At 70.4% G+C, this 21333-nt stretch carries 20 protein-coding genes; 1 reads left to right on the top strand and 19 read right to left on the bottom strand.

Annotation, left to right across the window (positions count from 1 at the left end; genetic code table 11):
- Positions 1 to 6: 6 nt before the first annotated feature.
- The 4 genes from whiA to uvrC are packed head-to-tail and all read right to left on the bottom strand — an operon-like array spanning position 7 to position 5136.
- Positions 7 to 984 carry a DNA-binding protein WhiA gene (whiA, locus tag BR07_RS0109685; RefSeq protein WP_197027771.1) on the bottom strand — a complete coding sequence of 326 codons (978 nt, stop codon included), beginning with the start codon at positions 982 to 984 and terminating at the stop codon, positions 7 to 9.
- Positions 981 to 2012, bottom strand: a complete 1032-nt coding sequence (locus BR07_RS0109680; RefSeq protein WP_051613223.1) for a gluconeogenesis factor YvcK family protein — start codon at positions 2010 to 2012, stop codon at positions 981 to 983. The genes whiA and BR07_RS0109680 overlap by 4 nt, the downstream gene beginning before the upstream one ends.
- Positions 2009 to 2926: an RNase adapter RapZ gene (gene rapZ / locus BR07_RS0109675; RefSeq protein ID WP_051613222.1), complete on the bottom strand. Its 918-nt coding sequence runs from the start codon at positions 2924 to 2926 to the stop codon at positions 2009 to 2011. Before rapZ ends, BR07_RS0109680 begins: the two co-directional genes overlap by 4 nt.
- Positions 2923 to 5136: an excinuclease ABC subunit UvrC gene (uvrC, locus tag BR07_RS24020; protein ID WP_051613221.1), complete on the bottom strand. Its 2214-nt coding sequence runs from the start codon at positions 5134 to 5136 to the stop codon at positions 2923 to 2925. The genes rapZ and uvrC overlap by 4 nt, the downstream gene beginning before the upstream one ends.
- Before the next feature lie 83 nt (positions 5137 to 5219).
- On the opposite strand from uvrC, the gene BR07_RS0109665 reads away from it, so the two are divergent.
- The gene (locus tag BR07_RS0109665; RefSeq protein ID WP_027505274.1) at positions 5220 to 7178 is read left to right on the top strand and encodes a gamma-glutamyltransferase family protein; all 1959 of its coding nucleotides are present in this window, start codon (positions 5220 to 5222) and stop codon (positions 7176 to 7178) included.
- Positions 7179 to 7184: 6 nt separating this feature from the next.
- On the opposite strand, the gene BR07_RS0109660 is transcribed toward BR07_RS0109665, so the two are convergent.
- The 15 genes from BR07_RS0109660 to mihF form a co-directional block, all read right to left on the bottom strand.
- Entirely contained in the window at positions 7185 to 7643 is a 459-nt protein-coding gene (locus BR07_RS0109660; RefSeq protein WP_027505273.1) for a PH domain-containing protein, read from the bottom strand.
- Entirely contained in the window at positions 7640 to 8125 is a 486-nt protein-coding gene (gene ribH / locus BR07_RS0109655; RefSeq protein WP_027505272.1) for a 6,7-dimethyl-8-ribityllumazine synthase, read from the bottom strand. Before ribH ends, BR07_RS0109660 begins: the two co-directional genes overlap by 4 nt.
- Positions 8125 to 9396 (bottom strand): bifunctional 3,4-dihydroxy-2-butanone-4-phosphate synthase/GTP cyclohydrolase II, encoded by a 1272-nt coding sequence (locus tag BR07_RS24015; RefSeq protein WP_051613220.1) that lies wholly within the window; start codon positions 9394 to 9396, stop codon positions 8125 to 8127. Before BR07_RS24015 ends, ribH begins: the two co-directional genes overlap by 1 nt.
- Before the next feature lie 86 nt (positions 9397 to 9482).
- Positions 9483 to 10085: a riboflavin synthase gene (locus BR07_RS0109645; protein ID WP_027505271.1), complete on the bottom strand. Its 603-nt coding sequence runs from the start codon at positions 10083 to 10085 to the stop codon at positions 9483 to 9485.
- 47 nt (positions 10086 to 10132) lie between these two features.
- The gene (gene ribD / locus BR07_RS0109640) at positions 10133 to 11131 is read right to left on the bottom strand and encodes a bifunctional diaminohydroxyphosphoribosylaminopyrimidine deaminase/5-amino-6-(5-phosphoribosylamino)uracil reductase RibD (protein WP_051613270.1); all 999 of its coding nucleotides are present in this window, start codon (positions 11129 to 11131) and stop codon (positions 10133 to 10135) included.
- Between the two features lie 29 nt (positions 11132 to 11160).
- The gene (rpe, locus tag BR07_RS0109635) at positions 11161 to 11829 is read right to left on the bottom strand and encodes a ribulose-phosphate 3-epimerase (RefSeq protein ID WP_027505269.1); all 669 of its coding nucleotides are present in this window, start codon (positions 11827 to 11829) and stop codon (positions 11161 to 11163) included.
- 30 nt (positions 11830 to 11859) lie between these two features.
- Positions 11860 to 12585 (bottom strand): SGNH/GDSL hydrolase family protein, encoded by a 726-nt coding sequence (locus BR07_RS0109630; RefSeq protein ID WP_197027760.1) that lies wholly within the window; start codon positions 12583 to 12585, stop codon positions 11860 to 11862.
- A gap of 46 nt (positions 12586 to 12631) precedes the next feature.
- Positions 12632 to 14203: an RsmB/NOP family class I SAM-dependent RNA methyltransferase gene (locus BR07_RS0109625; protein ID WP_081821188.1), complete on the bottom strand. Its 1572-nt coding sequence runs from the start codon at positions 14201 to 14203 to the stop codon at positions 12632 to 12634.
- A complete protein-coding gene (fmt, locus tag BR07_RS0109620; RefSeq protein ID WP_027505266.1) occupies positions 14200 to 15123 on the bottom strand; it encodes a methionyl-tRNA formyltransferase in 924 nt (307 codons plus the stop codon). Before fmt ends, BR07_RS0109625 begins: the two co-directional genes overlap by 4 nt.
- A 5-nt stretch (positions 15124 to 15128) precedes the next feature.
- The gene (locus BR07_RS0109615; protein WP_197027769.1) at positions 15129 to 17096 is read right to left on the bottom strand and encodes a primosomal protein N'; all 1968 of its coding nucleotides are present in this window, start codon (positions 17094 to 17096) and stop codon (positions 15129 to 15131) included.
- Positions 17097 to 17206: 110 nt separating this feature from the next.
- Complete coding sequence (gene metK, locus BR07_RS0109610) at positions 17207 to 18421, bottom strand: methionine adenosyltransferase (RefSeq protein ID WP_027505264.1); 1215 nt, start codon at positions 18419 to 18421, stop codon at positions 17207 to 17209.
- Between the two features lie 105 nt (positions 18422 to 18526).
- Positions 18527 to 19837, bottom strand: coding sequence for a bifunctional phosphopantothenoylcysteine decarboxylase/phosphopantothenate--cysteine ligase CoaBC (coaBC, locus tag BR07_RS24010; protein ID WP_051613219.1), 1311 nt, complete (start codon positions 19835 to 19837; stop codon positions 18527 to 18529).
- The gene (rpoZ, locus tag BR07_RS0109600) at positions 19834 to 20139 is read right to left on the bottom strand and encodes a DNA-directed RNA polymerase subunit omega (RefSeq protein WP_027505263.1); all 306 of its coding nucleotides are present in this window, start codon (positions 20137 to 20139) and stop codon (positions 19834 to 19836) included. Before rpoZ ends, coaBC begins: the two co-directional genes overlap by 4 nt.
- Positions 20140 to 20203: 64 nt before the next feature.
- On the bottom strand, positions 20204 to 20773 hold the full coding sequence (gene gmk / locus BR07_RS0109595) for a guanylate kinase (protein WP_027505262.1): 570 nt from the start codon (positions 20771 to 20773) through the stop codon (positions 20204 to 20206).
- A gap of 73 nt (positions 20774 to 20846) precedes the next feature.
- Positions 20847 to 21167 (bottom strand): integration host factor, actinobacterial type, encoded by a 321-nt coding sequence (mihF, locus tag BR07_RS0109590; RefSeq protein ID WP_027505261.1) that lies wholly within the window; start codon positions 21165 to 21167, stop codon positions 20847 to 20849.
- Between the last annotated feature and the right edge of the window lie 166 nt (positions 21168 to 21333).

Here is a 21333-nt window from a genome sequence, read left to right as displayed (position 1 = left end):
CCGCGCTCATGCCTCGTCGAGCAGGTCGGCCGTGACGGCCGACTCTGTGTCCGGGATGCCCGAGTCCTTCGCCTTGCGGTCGGCCATGGACAGCAGTCGGCGGATCCGGCCCGCCACCGCGTCCTTCGTCATGGGCGGATCGGCGAGCTGCCCGAGCTCCTCGAGCGACGCCTGGCGGTGCTGCACGCGCAGGTGACCCGCCGCGGCGAGATGGTCCGGGACGTCCTCGCCGAGAATCGCCAGCGCCCTCTCGACCCGCGCCGCGGCCGCGACGGCCGCCCGCGCGGAGCGGCGCAGGTTGGCGTCGTCGAAGTTCGCGAGACGATTCGCCGTGGCCCGCACCTCGCGGCGCATCCGGCGCTCCTCCCACGTCAGTCGAGTGTCCTGGGCGCCCATCCTCGTGAGGAGGACACCGATGGCCTCGCCGTCGCGTACGACCACGCGATCGGCGCCGCGCACCTCTCGCGCCTTGGCCGCCACACCGAGCCGGCGGGCGGCGCCGACCAGCGCGAGCGCTGCCTCGGGTCCGGGGCAGCTGACCTCGAGCGCCGACGATCGACCGGGTTCGGTGAGCGAGCCGTGCGCGAGGAACGCACCGCGCCACGCCGCCTCGGAATCGGCGACGGTGCCGCCCACCACCTGGGCGGGAAGTCCGCGCACCGGCCGACCACGCATGTCGAGGAGCCCGGTCTGGCGCGCCAGGGCCTCGCCGTCCTTGGCCACCCGGACGATGTAGCGGGTCGACTTGCGCAGCCCGCCCGCGCCGATGGAGTGCACGTCCGCGTTGTAGCCGAACAGATCGAACACCTCGCGCTTGAGCCGCCGGGCGATGGACAGCTGGTCCACCTCCGCCTCGACGACGACGCGACCGGCCACGATGTGCAGCCCCCCGGCGAAGCGCAGCAACGCGGCGACCTCCGCCTTGCGGCAGCTGACCGCCGTGATGGTGAGGCGGCTCAGTTCGTCCTTGACATCGGCTGTCATGGCCACGACGTCGATCCCTTCCTGCTGTCGGTGCTGCTGTCGAGGTCGGCCCGGTCGGCGCCCTCGAGAACAGCGGCGAACACGGCCGCGAGCTTGCTCGGGTCGTGTGCGTGTGGTGTCGCCCCCGCGACGTCGGCGTGGATCACGTCGGCGCCGAACACCGCGGCGGCCCGCGCGAGGTGATCACGCTCGGACCCCGGCGGCACCGACGTCGAGTCGACCACCACGTGATGCACCCGAAAACCCGGCGCGTGTTGGGACAGTACGTGGAGATGACGCTCCGCCGAGAATCCCGTGGTCTCCCCCGGCTCCGGCCCGAGATTGAGCACCAGCACCTTGCGGGCCTCGGTGGCGCGCAGCGCCGAGGCGAGCTCGGGCACGAGGACGTGCGGCAACACACTGGAGAACCACGACCCGGGTCCGAGAACGACCAGATCGGCGGCGCCCACAGCGGTGACGGCCTGCTCGGTGGCCGGCGGATCCGACGGGCGCAGTCGGACGCGCCGCACCTTGCCGGGAGTGGTGGCGACGGCGACCTGCCCACGGATGACGCGGCTCACGCGCGGGTCGGACTCGAGTCCCGACACGTCCGCCTCGATGTCCAGGGCGATGGGCGACATCGGCAGCACCCGCCCGTCGACACCGAGCAGCCGCGCGGCCTCGTCGAGTGCGGCGACCGGGTCACCGAGCACCTCGGACAGTCCGGCGAGCAGAAGATTGCCCACCGAGTGCCCGGCGAGCGCGCCGCTGCCGCCGAAGCGGTGCTGCAGGATGTCGGCCCAGAGCCTGCCCTGCGGAGAGTCTGCGGCCAACGCCGCGAGCGCCATGCGCAGATCGCCGGGCGGGATCATGCCGAGCTCCGCGCGTAATCGGCCGGACGACCCGCCGTCGTCGGCCACGGTGACCACCGCCGTCACCCGGGTGGAGAGCGACCGTACGGCGGACAGGGTCGCGTAGAGGCCGTGTCCGCCGCCGAGCGCGACGATGTGCGGAGCGTCGTCGTCGCCGCGTCCGCCGTCCGCGCTCACTCTCGACCCAGGTCGCGGTGCACGACGCGGACACTGGTGTCGGCATCGGCACGCAGCCGTTCGGCGAGCGCCTCGGTCATGGCGACGCTGCGATGCTTGCCGCCGGTGCAACCGACGGCGACGGTCATGTACCGCTTGCCCTCGCGCCGGTAGCCGGCGAGCGTCATCGTCAGCAGGCGGTGATACAGCTCGAGGTACTCCTCCGCGTCCGGCTGCCCCAGCACGTAGTCCCGCACGCCGGCGTCCTTGCCCGTGAGCGGGCGCAGCTCGGGGATCCAATGCGGGTTCGGGAGGAAACGCATGTCGCACAGCACGTCCGCGTCGAGCGGTACCCCGTACTTGAAGCCGAAGGACTCGACGGTGACGGCGACGGTGCCCACCACGTCGTCGCCGAACGCCGCGGCGACACGATCGCGCAGACCGTGCACGGAGAGCGAGCTCGTGTCGATGACGATGTCCGCGGCCTCCTTGACGGTGGCCAACCGGGCCCGCTCGTCCGAGATGCCTTCCGTGAGCGTGCCGTCCACACCGTAGTTCTGCAGCGGGTGGCTGCGGCGCACCGATTCGAATCGCCGGATCAGCACGTCGTCGGACGCGTCCAGGAACAGCACGCGCGGGCGCACCCCGTCCGCTGCCAGGTCGGCGAGCAGGGTGCCGACGTCGCCGTTGAACAATCGGCTGCGCACGTCGACCACCAGGGCGAGCCGCTCGATGCCGGGGTCCGAGGTGCGACCGATCTCGATCATGCGAGTGATCAGCTCGGGCGGCATGTTGTCGGCGACGTACCAGCCCAGGTCCTCGAGGACCTTCGCCGCCGTGCCGAGCCCGGCACCGGACAGCCCTGTGACCAGAGCGACGTCGATGTCGGAGTGCGGTCGAACGGGGTCACCCACCTGCTCTCGCTGCACGTTCACTCGTCCCGGTGTCCTGTTCCTCGATGCGCGGCCACCGACAGCGGCTCACCGGACGGTGCCGGCAGCTCGTCACGGTCGCTGCCGTCGGTGCGTTCATCATGTCGTACCGGGGCGCTGTCCGCTTCGTTGTCGGGGACCGCGGTCGGTTCCGACGCGGCCGCGGCAGCCGACGCGTCCTGGTCCTGTGGAACTCCCAGTGCCTCGAGGACGGCGCGTGCCGTCGTCTCGCCGATACCCGGCACCTTCACGATCTCGGACACCTCGGCCTGCTTGAGCTTGGCCACCGAGCCGAAGTGCGTCACCAACGCCGTGCGACGCGCCTCACCGAGCCCGCGCACCGAGTCCAGCGCGGACGCCGTCATGCGCTTGGACCGCTTGCTGCGGTGGAACGTGATGGCGAAGCGGTGCGCCTCGTCGCGAACCCGCTGGAGGAGGTACAGCGACTCGCTGGTGCGCGGCAGGATCACGGGGTCGCTCTCACCCGGCACCCACACCTCCTCGAGCCGTTTCGCGAGACCCACCACCGCGACGTCCGTGACACCCAGCTCGTCGAGCACCTCGGCCGCCGCGGCCACCTGCGGTGCGCCGCCGTCGACGACGAAGAGGTTCGGCGGATAGGCGAAGCGGCGGGGCCGACCCGTCTGCGGGTCGAGGGAGGCCTCGGGAGCCAGATCGCCGCCGGAGTCCTTGCCATGACGCAGGAACCGTCGCCGTGTGACCTCGGCGATGCTCGCGACGTCGTCCGAGTGACCGTCTCCCGCAGCCTCCTTGATGGAGTAGTGGCGGTAGTCGCTCTTGCGCGGCAACCCGTCCTCGAACACCACCAGCGACGCGACCACGTCGGTGCCCTGGACGTGCGAGATGTCGATGCACTCGATGCGCAACGGTGCACTGTCGAGGTCGAGCGCTTCCTGGATGCCCTGCAACGCTGCGGAGCGCGACGTGAAGTCACCCGCACGCTTCATCTTGTGCTGCTGGAGCGCTTCGACGGCGTTGCGATACACCGTCTTGGCGAGCTCCTTCTTGTCGCCGCGACGAGGCACCCGCAGCTGCACCGCGGACCCGCGCAGCGAACTGAGCCACGCCTGCACCTCGTCGGCGTTCGGCGGCAGCACCGGAACGAGCACCTCGCGGGGTACGGCGTTGGCAGCGGCGTCCTCGGTGGACGACGACAGCGAGGCCTGCTCGCCGTAGAACTGGGTGAGGAACTGCTCGACGAGAGCCGGCAGATCGGACGCCGCCTCCGCGTCCACCGGAGCGTCCTGCGCCTCGGTACGGTCGTCGGCCCCGGCGGACGTCGCCTCGGCCGCGACCGCGGCGTCGATCACCTCGCCTGCCTTCTCCACGACCCACCCGCGCTGGCCGCGCACGCGACCGCCGCGGACGTGGAACACCTGGACCGCCGCTTCGAGGTCGTCGCTCGCGAAGGCGACGAGGTCCGCGTCGGTGCCGTCGCCGAGCACCACGGCCTGCTTCTCGAGCGCGCGCCGCAGTGCCCCCACATCGTCACGCAGCCGGGCCGCCGTCTCGAAGTCCAGGTCCTCCGACGCCTTCTGCATCCGGTTCTCGAGCTCGCGGACGAGCTTGTCGGTCTTGCCGGACAGGAAGTCGCAGAAGTTCTCGACGGTCGCACGGTGTTCGGCCGCCGACACGCGTCCGACGCACGGCGCCGAGCACTTGTCGATGTACCCGAGCAGACAGGGCCGACCGATCTGGTTGTGCCGCTTGAACACTCCAGCGGAGCACGTCCGCGCAGGGAACACCCGCAACAGCAGGTCCAACGTCTCTCGAATCGCCCACGCGTGCGCGTACGGGCCGAAGTAGCGCACACCCTTGCGCCGGGGCCCGCGGTAGACGAACAACCGCGGGTACTCCTCGTTGAGCGTGACCGCGAGCATCGGGTAGCTCTTGTCGTCCCGGTACCGGACGTTGAATCGAGGATCGAACTCCTTGATCCAGTTGTACTCGAGCTGGAGCGCCTCCACCTCGGTGGTGACGACGGTCCATTCGACGCTGGCAGCCGTGGTGACCATCTGACGAGTGCGCGGATGCAGGCCGGCGATGTCGGCGAAGTAGGAATTGAGACGGCTGCGCAGGCTCTTCGCCTTGCCGACGTAGATGACGCGGCCGTGCGGATCACGAAATTTGTAGACCCCTGGCTCGACCGGAATGGTTCCGGTGGCCGGGCGGTACGTAGCGGGGTCGGACACACCTCCACGGTAGTCGTCGTGACCGACAGTCGAAATCCGCCGTTCGGGCTGCGAACCACGCGAGGACGCGGTGTCATGGATCGGTGACTTCCCGCCGATCACTGACTCGACCTCTCGCCCTCGCGGCCGTCGTCGCCCTCACCGCCGTGTCCTGCTCCTCGGGCAGCGGTGACGACGCTTCCGGCTCGGCCCCCTCGTGCGTCGCGGGCGGAGGCGGCACCCCCGTCACTGCGGACGCGGGCACGGGACCGGACGGTGCGCCGGAGGTCGCCACCGGCTACCGCACCGGAATGACCGCGGTGCGCACCGCCACGTACGCGGTGTCGACCGCCAACCCGGTGTCGACGGAGGCGGCGTGCGAGGTGCTGCGCGACGGCGGGACCGCGGCCGACGCGCTGGTCGCGGCGCAGACGGTGCTCGGACTGGTCGAGCCGCAGAGCTCCGGTATCGGCGGCGGCGCCTTCCTCCTCTACTACGACGCCGAGTCGAGGACTCTGCGTGCCTACGACGGCCGTGAGACGGCTCCCGCCTCTGCCACCGCGAATTATCTGCGCTTCGTGGACGACACGGCTGCCCCCGGTGCGCCCGCCGATCTGTCCGTGCCGAAGCCCGATGCCCGATCGAGCGGCCGCGCGATCGGCGTTCCCGGCGTCGTCCGCATGCTGGACGACGTCCACCGCGATCACGGGAGCAAGGAGTGGCGGTCACTGTTCGATCCGGCCATCGCGCTGTCCGACGACGGCTTCGAGATCAGTCCGCGGATGGCGTCGTCCATCGCGGACTCGGCGCCGGAACTGGCACTCGATCCGGCCTCTCGCGACTACTTCCTCGAGCCGGACGGCAGCCCGAAGGCGGCGGGGACGACGCTGACGAACCCCGCGATGGCCAAGACGCTCGGCGCGATCGCCACCGAGGGTGCCGACGCGTTCTACACCGGTGCGCTGGCGCAGTCCATCGTCGACGCGACGGCGGACACGACGGGCGGGCGCACCCCCGGCCGGCTGACACTCGACGACCTCGCCGGATACGAGGCGAAGGAGCGGGACGCGGTGTGCGTGCCGTACCGCGACACGGACGTGTGCGGCATGCCGGGCCCGTCGTCGGGCGGTATCGCGGTCGCGTCCACGATGGGCATCCTGTCCCACTTCGACATGGCGCAGTACGCACCCGCCTCCCCCGATGCCGACGGCGGAGTCCCCGACGCGGAGGGCGTCCATCTCATCGCCGAGGCGGAGCGCCTCGCGTACGCCGACCGCGACAAGTACGTCGCCGATCCCGACTACATCCCCCTGCCCGGTGGCAGCCCCGCCGAGTTGCTCGATCCGGACTACCTCGAGCAGCGCGCCCGCATGATCGATCCCGCCCGCAGCATGGGCACGGCTCAACCGGGCGACTTCGGTCCGATACCCCTGAGCAGCTACGCCGGACCGGAGGCAGGGACCAGTCACCTCAGCATCGTGGACAGCGCGGGGAACGTCGCGTCGATGACCACCACGGTGGAGTCGGCGTTCGGCTCCTTCCACATGACCGAGGGCTTCCTCCTCAACAACCAGTTGACCGACTTCTCGGCCGCACCAGAGGGGCCCGACGGGGTACCCGTGGCCAACCGCGTGGAGCCCGGCAAGCGTCCCCGCAGTTCCATGGCGCCGACGATCGTGTTCGACCGCGGGGACGACGGTGCGCGGGGTGACGTGCGGCTGGTGACCGGATCACCCGGCGGTTCGGTCATCATCCAGTTCGTCGTGAAGAACCTCGTCGGCATGCTCGACTGGGGTCTCGACCCACAGCAGGCCGTGTCCGCCGTCAACGTGGGTGCCGCCAACGCGCCGACGACGAACGTGGGCGGCGAGCATCCGAACATCGACGCGCAGAACGACGGTGCCGCGGATCCGCTGGTGTCGGCTCTGCGGGCGATGGGCCACCAGGTGTCGGTGGCCGATCAGTCCAGCGGCTCGAGCGCCCTGGTCCGGACGGCCGACGGCTGGATCGGCGGTGCCGATCCCCGACGCGAGGGTGTCGTCATGGGAGACGGGATCGAGTGACCTCGGTCAGCTCGCTGCGGCGTACTTCTGCTCAAGAGAGCGGAACGTACGCGCGGCGTGCACCGCGTACTCGCGATCGTTGGACTGGATCGCCATGACCGGCACGTACTCGTCGTCCGGCAGTTCCACGCGAGCCCAGCTCGATCCGGGCGAGAAGGACAAGCCGCGCACGAGATCCCACGGAATCAGTTTCTCGGTGACGAGGTTGCGCACCAGCACGCCCTGCGCACCGACCTTGATCCGCGGACGGGTCAGCAACAGCACGCCCGCCGCCATGCCACACCCGATGGCGATCATGGCGAACTGGTCCACGCGTTGGAAGAACACGCCGGTGTTGCCGGTCCGCAGCAGAATCCCCAGGGTGGTGTGCACGATGACGAGAAGAGCGGCGACACCGACGGCGTACTTCGCGCTCTTGCGCGGCCGCGCCTCGAGTTCCCACTGCTGACTCGCTGTGTCGGTCACGACGGACTCCCGTGACGCAGGCCCTTCAGCGTCAGCGCCGTGTCGACGGCCGCCGCGACAGCCTGCGCACCCTTGTCCTCCTTCGACCCGGGAAGACCCGCGCGATCGAGTGCCTGCTGCTCGTCGTTCACGGTGAGTACTCCGTTGGTGACCGGGGTGGACTCGTCCAGCGACACTCGGGTGAGCCCGGCGGTCACGGCGTCGCACACGTACTCGAAGTGCGGTGTCCCGCCCCGGATCACGACGCCCAGAGCGACCACCGCGTCGTGGGTGCGGGCGAGCTGCTGTGCGACCACGGGGATCTCGATGGCTCCGGCGACACGCACGAGAGTCACGTTCCGCAGTCCCACCTCGTCGGCCTTGCGGAGTGCGCCGTCCACGAGTGCCGTGCTGACCTTCTCGTGCCACTGGCCCGCGACGATCGCGACCTCGAGGTCCTCGGCGCCCGAGAGCTGCAGTACCGGTTCGCCCTCGCCGCTCATCAGAGGCCGCCCGCGTCGGGGGTGACCACCGGCGTCTCGAAATCGTCCAGCCCGACGAGGTCGTGGCCCATCCGGTCACGCTTGGTACGCAGGTAGGTGAGGTTCTCGGCGTTGGCACGCAGCGGCATCGGCACCCGCTCGGTGATGTGCAGGCCGTAGCCGTCGAGGCCGACCCGCTTCGCCGGGTTGTTGGTCAGCAGACGCATCGACGAGATGCCCAGGTCGACGAGGATCTGCGCTCCGATGCCGTAGTCCCGCGCGTCAGCGGGCAGGCCGAGCGCGAGGTTGGCGTCGACGGTGTCGGTGCCGGCGTCCTGCAGCTGGTAGGCCTGCAACTTGTGCAGCAGGCCGATGCCACGGCCCTCGTGACCGCGCATGTAGAGCACCACTCCGCGACCCTCCTGCGCCACCATGTCGAGCGCCGCGTCCAGCTGCGGACCGCAGTCGCAGCGCAGCGAGCCGAACACGTCCCCGGTCAGACACTCGGAGTGGACGCGGACCAGTACGTCGCTGCCGTCGCCGTCGGGCCCGGCGATGTCGCCGCGCACCAGCGCCACGTGTTCGACGTCCTCGTAGACGCTCTGGTAGCCCACCGCACGGAACTCGCCGTGCGCCGTCGGGATGCGCGCCTCGGCGATGCGCACCACGTGCTTCTCGTGCTTGCGTCGCCACGCGATCAGGTCGGCGATGGAGATGAGCGCGAGGTCGTGGTCGTCGGCGAAGACACGGAGTTCGTCCGTGCGGGCCATCTCGCCCTCGTCCTTCTGCGACACGATCTCGCAGATGACGCCGGCCGGGCGCAGATCCGCCATCCGGGCGAGGTCGACCGCGGCCTCGGTGTGGCCGGGGCGGCGCAGCACGCCGCCTTCCTTCGCCCGCAACGGGACGACATGACCGGGACGGGTGAAGTCGTTCGCACCGGTGTCGGGGTCCGCGAGCAGACGCATGGTCGCCGCGCGGTCCGATGCCGAGATCCCCGTACCGATACCGACGCGAGCGTCGACGGTCACGGTGTACGCGGTGCCGTGCTTGTCCTGGTTCGTGGAGTACATCGGAGGCAGTCCGAGGCGATCGCAGTCCTCACCCGACAGCGGAACGCAGAGGTATCCCGAGGTGTACCGCACCATGAAGGCCACCAGCTCGGGTGTGGCCTTCTCTGCGGCGAAGATGAGATCGCCCTCGTTCTCGCGGTCCTCGTCGTCGACGACGACGACGGCCTTGCCGGCGGCGATGTCGGCGACAGCGCGCTCGATGGTGTCGAACCTGGTCACGCCGTGCGCTCCCCACGTCTGCTGCCCGCAGTGTCGGGCAGATCCTGTGTTCTCAAGACTACGACCCCCGCTGCGGGGGCCGATGTTCAGTCGACCTTCTGCAGCCGCTCGACGTACTTGGCGATCACGTCGACCTCGAGGTTGACCTGCGTTCCCGCCTCCGCCTCGCCCAGTGTGGTGAGCGACAGGGTGGTAGGAATCAGGGAGATCTCGAAGTACTGATCGTCCTTCTCGCCGCCCAGTGCGGACACCGTCAGCGACACTCCGTCGACCGTGATGGACCCCTTGTGCACGACGTATCGCGCGATGTCACGGGGCAGCGAGATGCGTACCACGGTCCAGTTGTCCGACGGGGTGCGCGAGAGCACCACCCCGGTCCCGTCGACGTGGCCCTGGACGAGATGCCCACCGAGCCGCGACGCGAGCGAGGCGGCACGCTCGAGGTTGACCGGTGACCCCACGGCCAGGGACTGCAGTGACGAACGGTTCAGTGTCTCCTGCATCACGTCGGCCGTGAACGCGCCGTCCGCGACCTCGACGACGGTGAGGCACACACCGTTCACGGCGATCGAGTCCCCGTGCGACGCATCGGAGGTGACCAGCGGGCCACGGACGGTGAAGCGAGCCGCGTCCGCCAGATCCTCCTTGGCGGTGACACTGCCCAGTTCCTCGACGATTCCGGTGAACATGCTCGTCATCCTCTCGGCACCAGCTGGTGCAGTGATCTCTGTTCGGCTCAGTGGTCGGACGACCGTAGCGGAGCGAGTCGGACGAGCAGATCGTCGCCCAGCGTCTCCACCGACTCTCGTCGAAACCTCATCGCATCGGCAATTGTTCCGACACCCGTCCCCCGCACAGCGGTCGGACCTTCGCCCAGCACGACAGGGGCGAGGTACGCCGTGACGCGGTCGACCAGGCCCGCCGACAGAAACGCTCCGGTGAGCGTCGATCCGCCCTCCAGCACCACGTCGGTCAGATCCGTGAGGGCCTCCATCACCGCGAACGGGTCGCGGGTCCGCACGACGCGGGTGGGGGCGGAGTCGTCGAGGATCCGAGACCCGGCAGGGATGTCGCGCAGCCCGACGACCACGCGCACCGGCTGGTGCGCAGCGAGCGACCCGTCGGGCAGTCGCGCCGTCAGCACCGGATCGTCGGCAAGCACGGTCCCGGTACCGACCACCACCGCATCGATCCGCGCGCGCTCGGCGTGGACGTGTGCGCGAGCCGTCTCCCCCGTGATCCAGCGGCTGGTGCCGTCCGGCGCCGCGGTGCGGCCGTCGAGCGTGGCGGCGTACTTCCACGTGAGCATCGGGCGCCCGGTGCGCTGCCGATGCAGCCAGGCACGCATCGGCCCGGCCTCGGCGAGATCGGCGAGAACGCCGGACCGTACCTCGACGCCGGCACCGCGCAGAGTCTCCGCGCCGCCTGCCGCCAGCGGGTTCGGATCGCCGAGCGCGTGCACGACGCGGACGACACCCGCTCGCAGCAGCGCCTGCGAGCACGGACCCGTGCGTCCCGTGTGGTCGCACGGCTCCAGCGTCACCACGGCGGTGCCGCCGCGCGCTCGCTCGCCCGCCTCCGCGAGCGCGGCGATCTCCGCGTGGGGGCCGCCCGGTGCCGCGGTGGCGCCGACTCCGACCACCAACCCGTCCCGGTCCAGGACGACGGCGCCGACGGGAGGATTGGGAGTGCTGACACCGCGCGCCGCGACCGATGCCTCGATCGCCCGCCGCATCGCGGCATCGATCGGGTCGAGGCTCCCGGTCACCGGCCGGACAGGTGGGGCGACGCGCTCGCGGCGGACTCACGCAGCGAACGCACGGCACCCGCGGGGTCACTGGTCGAGTACACCGCCGAGCCCGCGACGAAGCAGTCGATGCCCGCGGCAGCGGCCTGCTGCACAGTGTCGGCGTTGATGCCGCCGTCGATCTCGATCACCAGCGTCAGTTCACCCGAATCGACCAGCCGGCGGACGGCGCGAGCCTTGTCCAGCACCTCCGGCATGAAGCTCTGGCCGCCGAATCCCGGTTCGACGCTCATGATCAACAGCGTGTCGAAGTCCTTCAGGACCTCCAGGTACGGCTCGATCGGGGTACCGGGCTTGACCGACAGCCCGGCCTTCGCGCCCGCCGCCCGGATGTCGCGGGCGACGGCGCGCGGATCGTCGGTGGCCTCGGCGTGGAACGTCACGTTGTACGCGCCGGCCTCGGCGTAGGGCGGCGCCCAGCGGGCCGGGTCCTCGATCATGAGGTGACAGTCGAGCGGGATGTCGGTCGCCTTCAGCAGGCTCTCCACCACGGGCAGACCCAGGGTGAGATTCGGGACGAAGTGCGCGTCCATCACGTCGACGTGCAGCCAGTCGCTGCCCGCGACGGCCGCGGCCTCGTCGGCGAGCCGCGCGAAATCGGCGGACAGGATGGACGGTGCGATCATCGGGTGCTGCGGAGTCGGGGCCACGGGCGATCAGCCTAGTAGGTCCGGATCCACCTGCATTAGAGCGTCGTCGATGTGGCCGGCGAGGAGGTACTGACCCTCGTCGGTCGGGTGATCACCGTCGTCCTGGATGATCAGCGGGTCGGCCAGCCACTCCTGCGGCAGCGCATCGACGTAGTCCAGCCCGGCCGACACCGCGGCGGCGGAGACCGCGGCGTCCACGTCCCACATGTCCTCGCTCACCGGCTCCCCGCTCCAGATCGGTCCGATGACGACGATGTGGGCCTCGGGTGAGCGCTCGCGCAGCGACGCGTACAGGTCGGTGGCGTCGGCGAGCACGTCCGCCGGATCCGCGTCGACGTCGTTCTCGCTGCCGACCACGAGGATGACCGTCGGGTTCTCCTCGGTGGCGTAGGCGACCTGGTCCGCGAAGGTGCCGAGATAGTCGTCGCCCGCCTCGTAGCCGGCGCCGCCCAGGCTCGCGTTGGTCACCTCGAATCCGTGTTCCTCCGCCAGGACGTCCGGCCAGACCACGTCGTTCATGGAGCCGGCGGAGAACGAGTCGCCGATCACCGACACGCGGACCGCGCTCCACTCCGACTCTGTCGCGACCACCCGCTCCGCGTCGGCGGTCCTCGCCGAGGCCGTCCCTGCCGTCACCGACGGGGACAGCGAGCAGCCACCCAGCACCGCGACCGAGGCGAGGGCGGCCACCGCTGCCCCGGCCGTGCGGTGTCGAAGGAGTCGCGGAGTCACGTTCCTGTTGTACCCGCGAGTCGTTGCCGACCGGTAACGAGCGCGGTCAGGAGGCATCCTTGCGCAGCGCGGCGAAGAACATCGCGTCCGTTCCGTGCCGGTGCGGCCACAGCTGCACCGACGTTCCCGAGGCCGCCCGCGGCACGCCGGGCGCGAGCGTCGCGGTGTCGAGCGCGGTCAGACCGTGACGTCGGACCGCATCGGCCACGACGCCGACCGTCTCGGACAGATGCGGCGAACACGTCGAGTAGACGACGACTCCGCCCGGCCGCACCAGCTCCACTGCTGCCGCGAGCAACTCGCGTTGCAACGTCACCAGACCCGCCACGTCGCTCGCCTGACGACGCCACCGCGCCTCGGGTCGACGACGGAGTGCGCCCAGACCGGTGCAGGGTGCGTCGACGAGGACGCGGTCGTATCCCGCGTCCAGTCCACTCGCGCGACCGTCCACCGCGTGCACGGTGACCGGGAGATCGCGCACCGTCTTGCGCACCAGCTCGGCTCGATGCTCGGACGGTTCCACGGCATCGACCGTCGCACCGTCGATCGCCGCGATGGCGCCGAGCAGCGCAGCCTTGCCGCCGGGACCGGCGCACAGATCCAGCCACCGACCTCCGTCCGGCCCGTCGAGCTCCGCGAGCGTCAGAGCCCGAGCGACCAGCTGACTGCCCTCGTCCTGGACGCCGGCCAGCCCCTCACGCACGGCGTCGAGACGACCCGGATCGCCGCCACTGTCCAGATGCACCGCATAGGGCGACCACGGTCCGGGCTCACCGCCGGTGATCGACGCGAGCTCGTCCGCCGAGATCTCGCCGGGCCGCGCCACCAGGTGCACCAGCGGGCGGGCGTCGTCGGCGGCCAGCGCCTCGTCCAGCTCCGCAGCATCCGCTCCCAACGCGTCGTTGAACGCCTGTGCGATCCAGGCGGGATGTGCGTGCCGGAACGCCGAGTGACCCACCGGATCTCGCTCCGCGTCGGGAGCCAGCAACTCGACCCACTCTGCTTCCGTGCGCTCGGAGACCCGGCGCAACACGGCGTTGACGAACCCTGCCTGCCCCTGCCCGGCCTCGCTGCGCACCAGGTCGACCGACGTCGCCACCGCCGCGTGCGGAGCCACCCGCGTGCGCAGCAACTGGTACGCACCGAGCCGGATGACGTCCAGCAGTCGACCGTCGATGTCCGACACCGGACGCGAGGCCGCATGCTCGACGACCGCGTCCAGCACCCCCTGCGCGCGGGCCGCGCCGTAGGCCAACTCCGTCGCGAGGGCGGCATCACGCTCGTTCAACCGGCGATCCCGGAGCAGACCCGGAAGCACCAGGTTCGCGTACGCGTCACGTTCCCGCACCGCGCGCAGGACGTCCCGTGCCGCGATCCGTGCGGGGTCCGACCCCGCCTCGGCGGGATTCGGGCGACCCGGCTGCTTCGGACGCGAATTCCCGGACCGACCACCGGCCTTGCTCGAACCCCCGGCCACCGCCGGCCGGCCTCCGGCCTTCCCGCCATCCGGCCGGCCGCCGGCCTTCCCGCTCTCACTCGGCCAGCCTCCGGCCTTCCCGCCGGCCTTCCCGCCACGCTTACGAGGACCGCCGGACCCCGGTGTCTGCTCACCGCTCATCGTGCAGTCGCTCCGTTCACATCGCGGGCGCCGCGCGCCCAGTCGGTCGCTGCCATCTGCTTCTTGCCGTGCGGCTGCACGAGCCCGAGCGACACGGCCGTCGTCGCGGTACCCACCAGGACCGCCTTCTTCCGTACCTCGACGCGCCCGGGTTCGAGCTCCTCGTCGGTGATCGTCACCGGACCGATCTTGACGCGGACGTCGCCGATCTCGGTCCACGCTCCGGGTGCCGGTGTCACACTCCGGACGTGCCGGTCGATCAGGTGCGCCGGGCGACCGAAGTCGATGCGGGCCGATTCCACGGTCACCTTGGGCGCGTGTGACACGCCGTCGCCCGACTGCGGAACCGCCTGCAGTGCACCGTCGTCGATCCCGTCGAGGGTGGACGCGAGCAACTGGCTCCCGCTGTCCGCGAGCCGGGTCAACAGATCCCCGGCGGTGTCCGTGGGGCGCACCCTCTCGGTCACGACGCCGTACACCGGACCGGTGTCCAGCCCCTGCTCGAGGAGGAACGTCGACGCGCCGGTGACCTCGTCACCCGCGGCGATCGCGGCCTGCACCGGCGCGGCCCCACGCCAGGCCGGCAGCAGGGAGAAGTGCAGATTGATCCAGCCGTGTCGCGGAATGTCGAGCACGGGCTGTGGCAGCAGCGCACCGTAGGCGACGACGGGACAACAGTCCGGTTCCAGATCGCGGAGCGCGGCCATCGCCTCGGGGTCGGACGGCTTCGCGGGCTGCAGCACCGGGATGCCGTGCTCGTCGGCCAGCATCGCAACGGGCGATCGCACGACCTTGCGCCCTCGACCGGCCACCGTGTCGGGTCGGGTGAGCACACCGACCACCTCGTGACGGGAGGAGTCGAGCAGTCGCCGCAGCGACGGGAGAGCGGGGTCGGGAGTACCGGCGAAGACGAGGCGCACGCCGTTCACCCTATGCGGAGCGGGTCGACCTGGATTCGCAGCGCCGACGCGGTCTTCTTCGCTCCCACCACGGCCCGTGCCTCACCGAGTGCGCGGGAGAGGGCGGCACCGGACGATCGCGGGACGCGGACCAGCATCCGCTCGACGGGCGCGGACGAGTCGGCGTCGATCTCGCTGCCGAACGGCAGCCGCTCGCCGGGTGGCAGGTCCACGGGTCCCAGCGTGACGGCGTCGTCCGGGAGCCGCGCCGAGTCCAGCAGGGCGCGCAGCGATTCGGTGGTGCCGTCCACGGCGGCTATGTGCACCGCGGGTGGAAACCCGACCTCGGTGCGTTCGGAGAGTTCGGTGCGCGCGTGTCCGACGGGGTCCCACCGCACCAATGCCTGCACGGTGGGAAGTCCCGAATCGGCGACCACGACCACCTCACCGCCCTCGGCCGACGGGCGCACGAGGGTGGCGGCGGCCATCCAGCGGCGAAGGGTCTGCTCTGCGGCGCGCAGATCCGCTCGACCCAGCAGCGCCCACCCGTCCAGCAGCAGCGCGGCACCGTAGCCGCCGTCCGCGACGGGTTCGGCGCCCACGGTGGACACGACGATGGCCGGGCCGGCCGGCACCGTGTCGAGCACCGAGGTGCCGCCGGACTGTCGCACGGTGACGCCGCTGAACGCCCGGCCCAGCTCCTCGGCGGTCCGTCCTGCGCCGACCACGACGGCGCGCAGTGCTCGTGAACCGCACGTGGGGCACGAGTACGACGGGTCGGCGGTGCCGCACCACTTGCACGTGGGGCTGCCCGCGCCGTCGGCACCGGGCGCGGACGGCAGCGCCAGGGGTCCGTGGCACCGTCGGCACCGGGCGGGCGTCCTGCACTTGGAGCAGGCGAGGGAGGGCACGTACCCGCGCCGCGGGACCTGGACCAGCACGGGGTGCCCGGCGGTGAGCGACGCTCGGGCCGCCGCGAAGGCGATCGCCGGGAGTCGCGCCGCGCGCGCTCCGGGGTCGCGGGCGAGCGCGTGGTCGCTGTCCGCGAGAGCGGTGACTCGTGGAACGCGCCCGCGGACGGTGTCACGGGTGGCCACGAGATCGTGCGCCCACCCCGTCTCGACCAGAGCCTGTGCCTCCGCCGTCCGGGAGAAACCGCCCACCACCGCGGCGCACCCGGCTCGGTGTGCACGCAGCAACGCGACCTCGCGGGCGTGGGGGTACGGCGCACGCGGTTCCGACAACGAGTCGTCGCCGTCGTCCCAGACCACCAGCAATCCCGGGTCGTGCACCGGGGCGAAGACGGCGCTGCGCGTTCCGATCACGACGCGAGCGCGGCCACGAGCGGCGGCGAGCCACCGTCGGTAGCGTTCGGCGGGACCGAGCCCCGCGGCGAGCGCGACCACCGCGTCGTCGTCGAGGACGGCTCGGCAGGCCGTGTCCACGCGATCGAGATCGCGCTGGTCCGGGACGACGAGAACGGCTCCCCGTCCCGACGACACGGCCACGGCTGCCAGGTCGGCGAGCCGGGCCGCCCAGTCCTCCCCCGGCAACGCCTGCCAGACCGCCCGCGGCGCCCGACCGCCGCCGAGCGCGTCGAGGAACTCGGCGCCGTGCCGGTACGCGGACCACTCGTCGCGGCGAAGGACGGGGATCGACTGCGCACCGGAGGCGAGAGATTCGTTCTCCACCCGCGCGTGTCGGGGTGGAACCGCGAGACGAAGAACGTCCGGACGGGTGCCGGCGTAGCGCGTGGCGACGGCGTCGACGAGACCGAGCAGTTCGGGGCCGAGCACCGGCTCGGCGGAGACCACCTTGTCGAGGAAGCCGAGCTTCCCCGGATGGTCGCTGGTGTCGAGGCGGGCGAGCAGGAACCCGTCGACCAGACGCCCGGCGAAGCGGACGCGCACACGCACACCGGGTTGCGCCACGGCATCGAGTTCGGCGGGGACGACGTAGTCGAAATCGCGATCGAGGTGGGACAACGCGAGCATGGGAAGCACGCGGGCAATGGGCCGGGTGGGGGCCGGTGAGCGCACACCGGATGCGGTGGCACTCACCGACCGACCCCTTTCAGACGATGATCACGAAGTGGAGCGAGACGTCACAGACCTGCGGCGGACCGCAACTTCTCGGCACGGTCGGTGTTCTCCCACGGCAGATCGATGTCCGTGCGGCCGAAGTGGCCGTACGCCGCGGTGGGCGCGTAGATCGGACGCAGCAGGTCCAGATCACGGATGATCGCGCCGGGACGCAGGTCGAACACGTCGGTGATGGCGGACTGGATCTTGAGCGGATCCACGTTCTCGGATCCGAATGTCTCGACGAAGAGACCGACGGGAGCGGCCTTGCCGATGGCGTAGGCGACCTGCACCTCGACTCGTTCTGCGAGGTCTGCGGCCACGACGTTCTTGGCCACCCACCGCATCGCGTACGCAGCGCTGCGGTCGACCTTCGACGGATCCTTGCCCGAGAACGCGCCGCCGCCGTGGCGGGCCCAGCCGCCGTAGGTGTCGACGATGATCTTGCGACCGGTCAGGCCGGCGTCGCCCATCGGCCCGCCGAGGACGAACTTGCCGGTGGGGTTGACGAGCAGGCGTACCGACGAGGTGTCGAGCGAGTCGTGCCCGAGCTCGGCCAGTACAGCCTCGAGGACATGGGTCCGGATGTCCGGGGTCAGCATGTTGTCGAGATCGATGTCGGCCGCGTGCTGGGTGGAGATGACGACGGTGTCGAGGCGAACGGCCTTGTTGCCCTCGTACTCGATGGTGACCTGGGTCTTGCCGTCGGGACGCAGGTACGGCAGCACCTCGGTCTTACGCACCTCGGTGAGGCGACGCGACAGCCGGTGCGCCAGTGCGATCGGCAGCGGCATGAGCTCGGGCGTGTCCTTGATGGCGTAGCCGAACATCAGGCCCTGGTCGCCGGCACCCTGACGGTCGATCTCGTCGTCGGTCAGACCCTCGACGCGGGACTCGTGCGAATTGTCGACACCCTGGGCGATCTCGGGCGACTGCGCGCCGATGGCGACGTTGACGCCACAGGAGTTGCCGTCGAAACCCTTGGCCGACGAGTCGTAGCCGATCTCGAGCACCTTCTCGCGCACGATGTGTGGGATGTCGGCGTACGCGGTGGTGTTGACCTCACCGGCGACGTGAACCTGCCCGGTGGTCACCAGGGTCTCGACGGCGACGCGTGCGCGCGGATCGTCGGTCAGGAGCGCATCCAGGATGGAGTCGCTGATGGCGTCACAGATCTTGTCGGGATGACCCTCGGTGACGGACTCGCTGGTGAAGAGCCGACTGGCGGACGTGCTCACAGATGTTTCCTCTCGTACACGCATGAATGTGTCGACATGATCGAACCGCTCCCCGAGACGCCAGTCGACGATAGACGGAGCCACCGACGTCTCGAGTACTGCGGGTCACCGCGAGTCGTCGGCGCTCGTACACTCCTGCGACGTCGGTGACGGTTGACGCACGCGCAACAGGGGCACCAACGCATCGATCACACGAGACGACATGAGCGCCTTCGATCCGTGTTCGAGCGCCAGCTCGGTCCCGTCCGCGGACAGGATCCAGCCGTCGTTGTCGTCCATCTCAAATGCTTTACCCTCACCGACCGCATTCACAACCAGGAGGTCGCACTTCTTGCGTGCCAGCTTGGCGCGGGCGTGCGTCAGCACGTCGCCGTGCTGGTCGCCGGTCTCGGCCGCGAAGCCGACGATCGCGGCGTCGGCGGCCAGGTCACCGGCATCGCGTGCCGCGACGAGGCCGGCCAGGATGTCGGCGTTGCGCGTGAGCGGGATGGTGTCCGGCTCGTTGGCACCCTTCTTGATCTTGCTGGTGGCGAGCGTCGTCGGCCGGAAATCGGCGACGGCGGCGGCCATGATCACGGCGTCGGCACCGACGGCGGCGGCCGTGACCGCGGTGCGCATGTCCTCGGCGGTGCGGACCGTCTCGACGCGGACACCGGCAGGAGCGGACAGGTCGCTGGTGTAGCCGGAGATCAGCAGCACGTCGGCACCGCGCTGGGCGGCGACCCGCGCGAGCGCATAACCCTGCTTTCCGGAGCTGCGGTTGCCGAGGAACCGCACCGGGTCCAACGGCTCGCGCGTGCCGCCGGCGGAGACGACGACGCGCCGCCCCTCGAGGTCACGAGGCAGCGCATCGGGTCGCTCGAGCAGCAGCTCGGCGATGCCGGCGATCTCGTCCGGCTCGGGCAGACGGCCCGCTCCGGTGTCCTTGCCGGTGAGCCGACCCGAGGCCGGCTCGATCACCGTGACACCGCGCCGACGCAACGTCGCGACGTTCTCGACGGTCGCGGGGTGGTCCCACATCTCGGTGTGCATGGCCGGCGCGAACACGATCGGGCACCGTGCGGTGAGCAACGTCGCCGTCAACAGGTCGTCGGCGCGTCCGGCAGCGGCCCGCGACAGCAGGTCGGCCGTGGCCGGGGCGACGACGACGAGATCGGCGTTCTGACCGAGGCGGACGTGCGGTACCTCCGGCACGTCGGCGAACACTCCGGTGTGCACCGGGTTGCCCGACAACGCCTCGAAGGTCGCCCGGCCGACGAACTGCAGCGCCGACTCGGTGGGGACGACGCGGACGTCGTCACCCGCCTCGGTGAAGTGGCGGATCAGCCCGCACGCCTTGTACGCGGCGATCCCTCCCCCGACACCGACCACGACGTGACGCCGTGTCGTCGTGTTCGAAGGAGACAGGGAACTCACTCGCCTTCGACGTGCTCGAGAAGGTCGGCGTGGATCTCGCGCATGGCGATGGACAGCGGCTTCTCCTGCAGACCCGGTTCGACGAGGGGGCCGACGTACTCGAGGATGCCGTCACCGAGCTGGTTGTAGTAGTCGTTGATCTGACGCGCGCGCTTGGCGGCGTAGATGACCAGCGCGTACTTCGACGACGTCCGGTCCAGCAGCTCGTCGATGGGCGGGTTGGTGATGCCCAGCGGGGTGTCGTACGTCGCCACGTCGATACGGGAGAAGGAATCGGACACGTTCGCCAAGGGACTACTCACAAATGCTCCTGAAGATTCACCGGGGCGGATGCCTCGGAAGAGAAAACTGGTGTTACCTGTGCGGTCACGCGGTCCCGAACTCACTGTTCGGGATGCCACCGACCAATAAGGATACCAACTCCGCGCACGCTCGGTCGACATCGTCGTTCACGATGACCGTGTCGAACTCGTCGGAGGCCGCCAGCTCCTCGCGCGCGGTCTCGAGCCGACGCTCGATGACGTCCTGCGGTTCGGTGCCGCGGCCGGTGAGCCGACCCACCAGCACGTCCCAGGAGGGCGGCGCGAGAAACACGAGCAGAGCCTCCGGGGCGGCGGCACGGACCGCGCGCGCACCCTGCAGATCCACCTCGAGGAGAACCGGCTCACCGGCGGCGAGCGCGCGACGCACGGGCTCGGCGGGCGTACCGCTGCGGTGCAGGCCGCGGTGGATCTCCGCCCATTCGAGGAGATCACCGGCCTCGATCATGCGATCGAACTCCGCGGCGTCCACGAACCGGTAGTCCTGTCCGTGCACCTCGCCGGGGCGGGGATCGCGCGTCGTCGCCGACACGCTGAAGTACAGATCGGGAAGCTGCTGACGCACCTTCGCGACCACACTGGACTTACCGACGGCGGAAGGGCCGGCCAGTACCACCAGCCGGCCCTTCCTGAGCGAGGAGTCCTCGCTCGACACTGCCGTCGACTCGTTGTCGGTCGACACGTCGCTGTCAGGCCTCGAAGTCGAACCTGGCGAGAAGCGCCTTGCGCTGACGATCGCCCAGTCCGCGCAGGCGGCGGGTGGGTGCGATCTCCAGCTCGGTCATGATCTCCTGAGCCTTGACCTTGCCGACCTTGGGCAGAGCCTCGAGCAGTGCGGACACCTTCATCTTGCCGAGGATCTCGTCCTCTTCGGCGTCCTTGAGGACCTGCTTGAGGTCGGTTCCGCCGCGCTTGAGGCGTTCCTTGAGCTCAGCCCGGACACGACGAGCTTGTGCCGCCTTCTCCAAGGCAGCAGCGCGCTGCTCATCGGTCAACTGGGGAAGGGCCACGGTTCCTCCGTCTCATCGGTGAATCTCTGTCGAGAAGTGCATTCCGTACCCGCGTCACGCGATGTGCGCGAGCCGGCCGTTCTGGTACATCCAGTCACTGCCACCGGATTGACCAGCGGCGATAGCGACCGTACCCGGGCAGGGCGCCGATTGCGAACTTGCCCCC

This window comes from Rhodococcus sp. UNC23MFCrub1.1, assembly GCF_000686025.1.
In the GTDB taxonomy this organism is placed as follows: Bacteria; Actinomycetota; Actinomycetes; order Mycobacteriales; family Mycobacteriaceae; genus Rhodococcoides.
This window is presented reverse-complemented; position numbering and strand designations above follow the sequence as displayed.

Bases quoted from the DNA above. Each gene is read 5' to 3' on its own strand.
- ribH (WP_027505272.1), bottom strand. From the start codon at position 8,125: ATGAGCGGCGAGGGCGAACCGGTACTGCAGCTCTCGGGCGCCGAGGAC.
- BR07_RS0109625 (WP_081821188.1), bottom strand. From the start codon at position 14,203: ATGAGCGGTGAGCAGACACCGGGGTCCGGCGGTCCTCGTAAGCGTGGC.
- BR07_RS0109645 (WP_027505271.1), bottom strand. From the start codon at position 10,085: ATGTTCACCGGAATCGTCGAGGAACTGGGCAGTGTCACCGCCAAGGAG.
- BR07_RS0109615 (WP_197027769.1), bottom strand. From the start codon at position 17,096: ATGCTCGCGTTGTCCCACCTCGATCGCGATTTCGACTACGTCGTCCCC.
- whiA (WP_197027771.1), bottom strand. From the start codon at position 984: ATGACAGCCGATGTCAAGGACGAACTGAGCCGCCTCACCATCACGGCG.
- ribD (WP_051613270.1), bottom strand. From the start codon at position 11,131: ATGCGGCGGGCGATCGAGGCATCGGTCGCGGCGCGCGGTGTCAGCACT.
- rpe (WP_027505269.1), bottom strand. From the start codon at position 11,829: ATGATCGCACCGTCCATCCTGTCCGCCGATTTCGCGCGGCTCGCCGAC.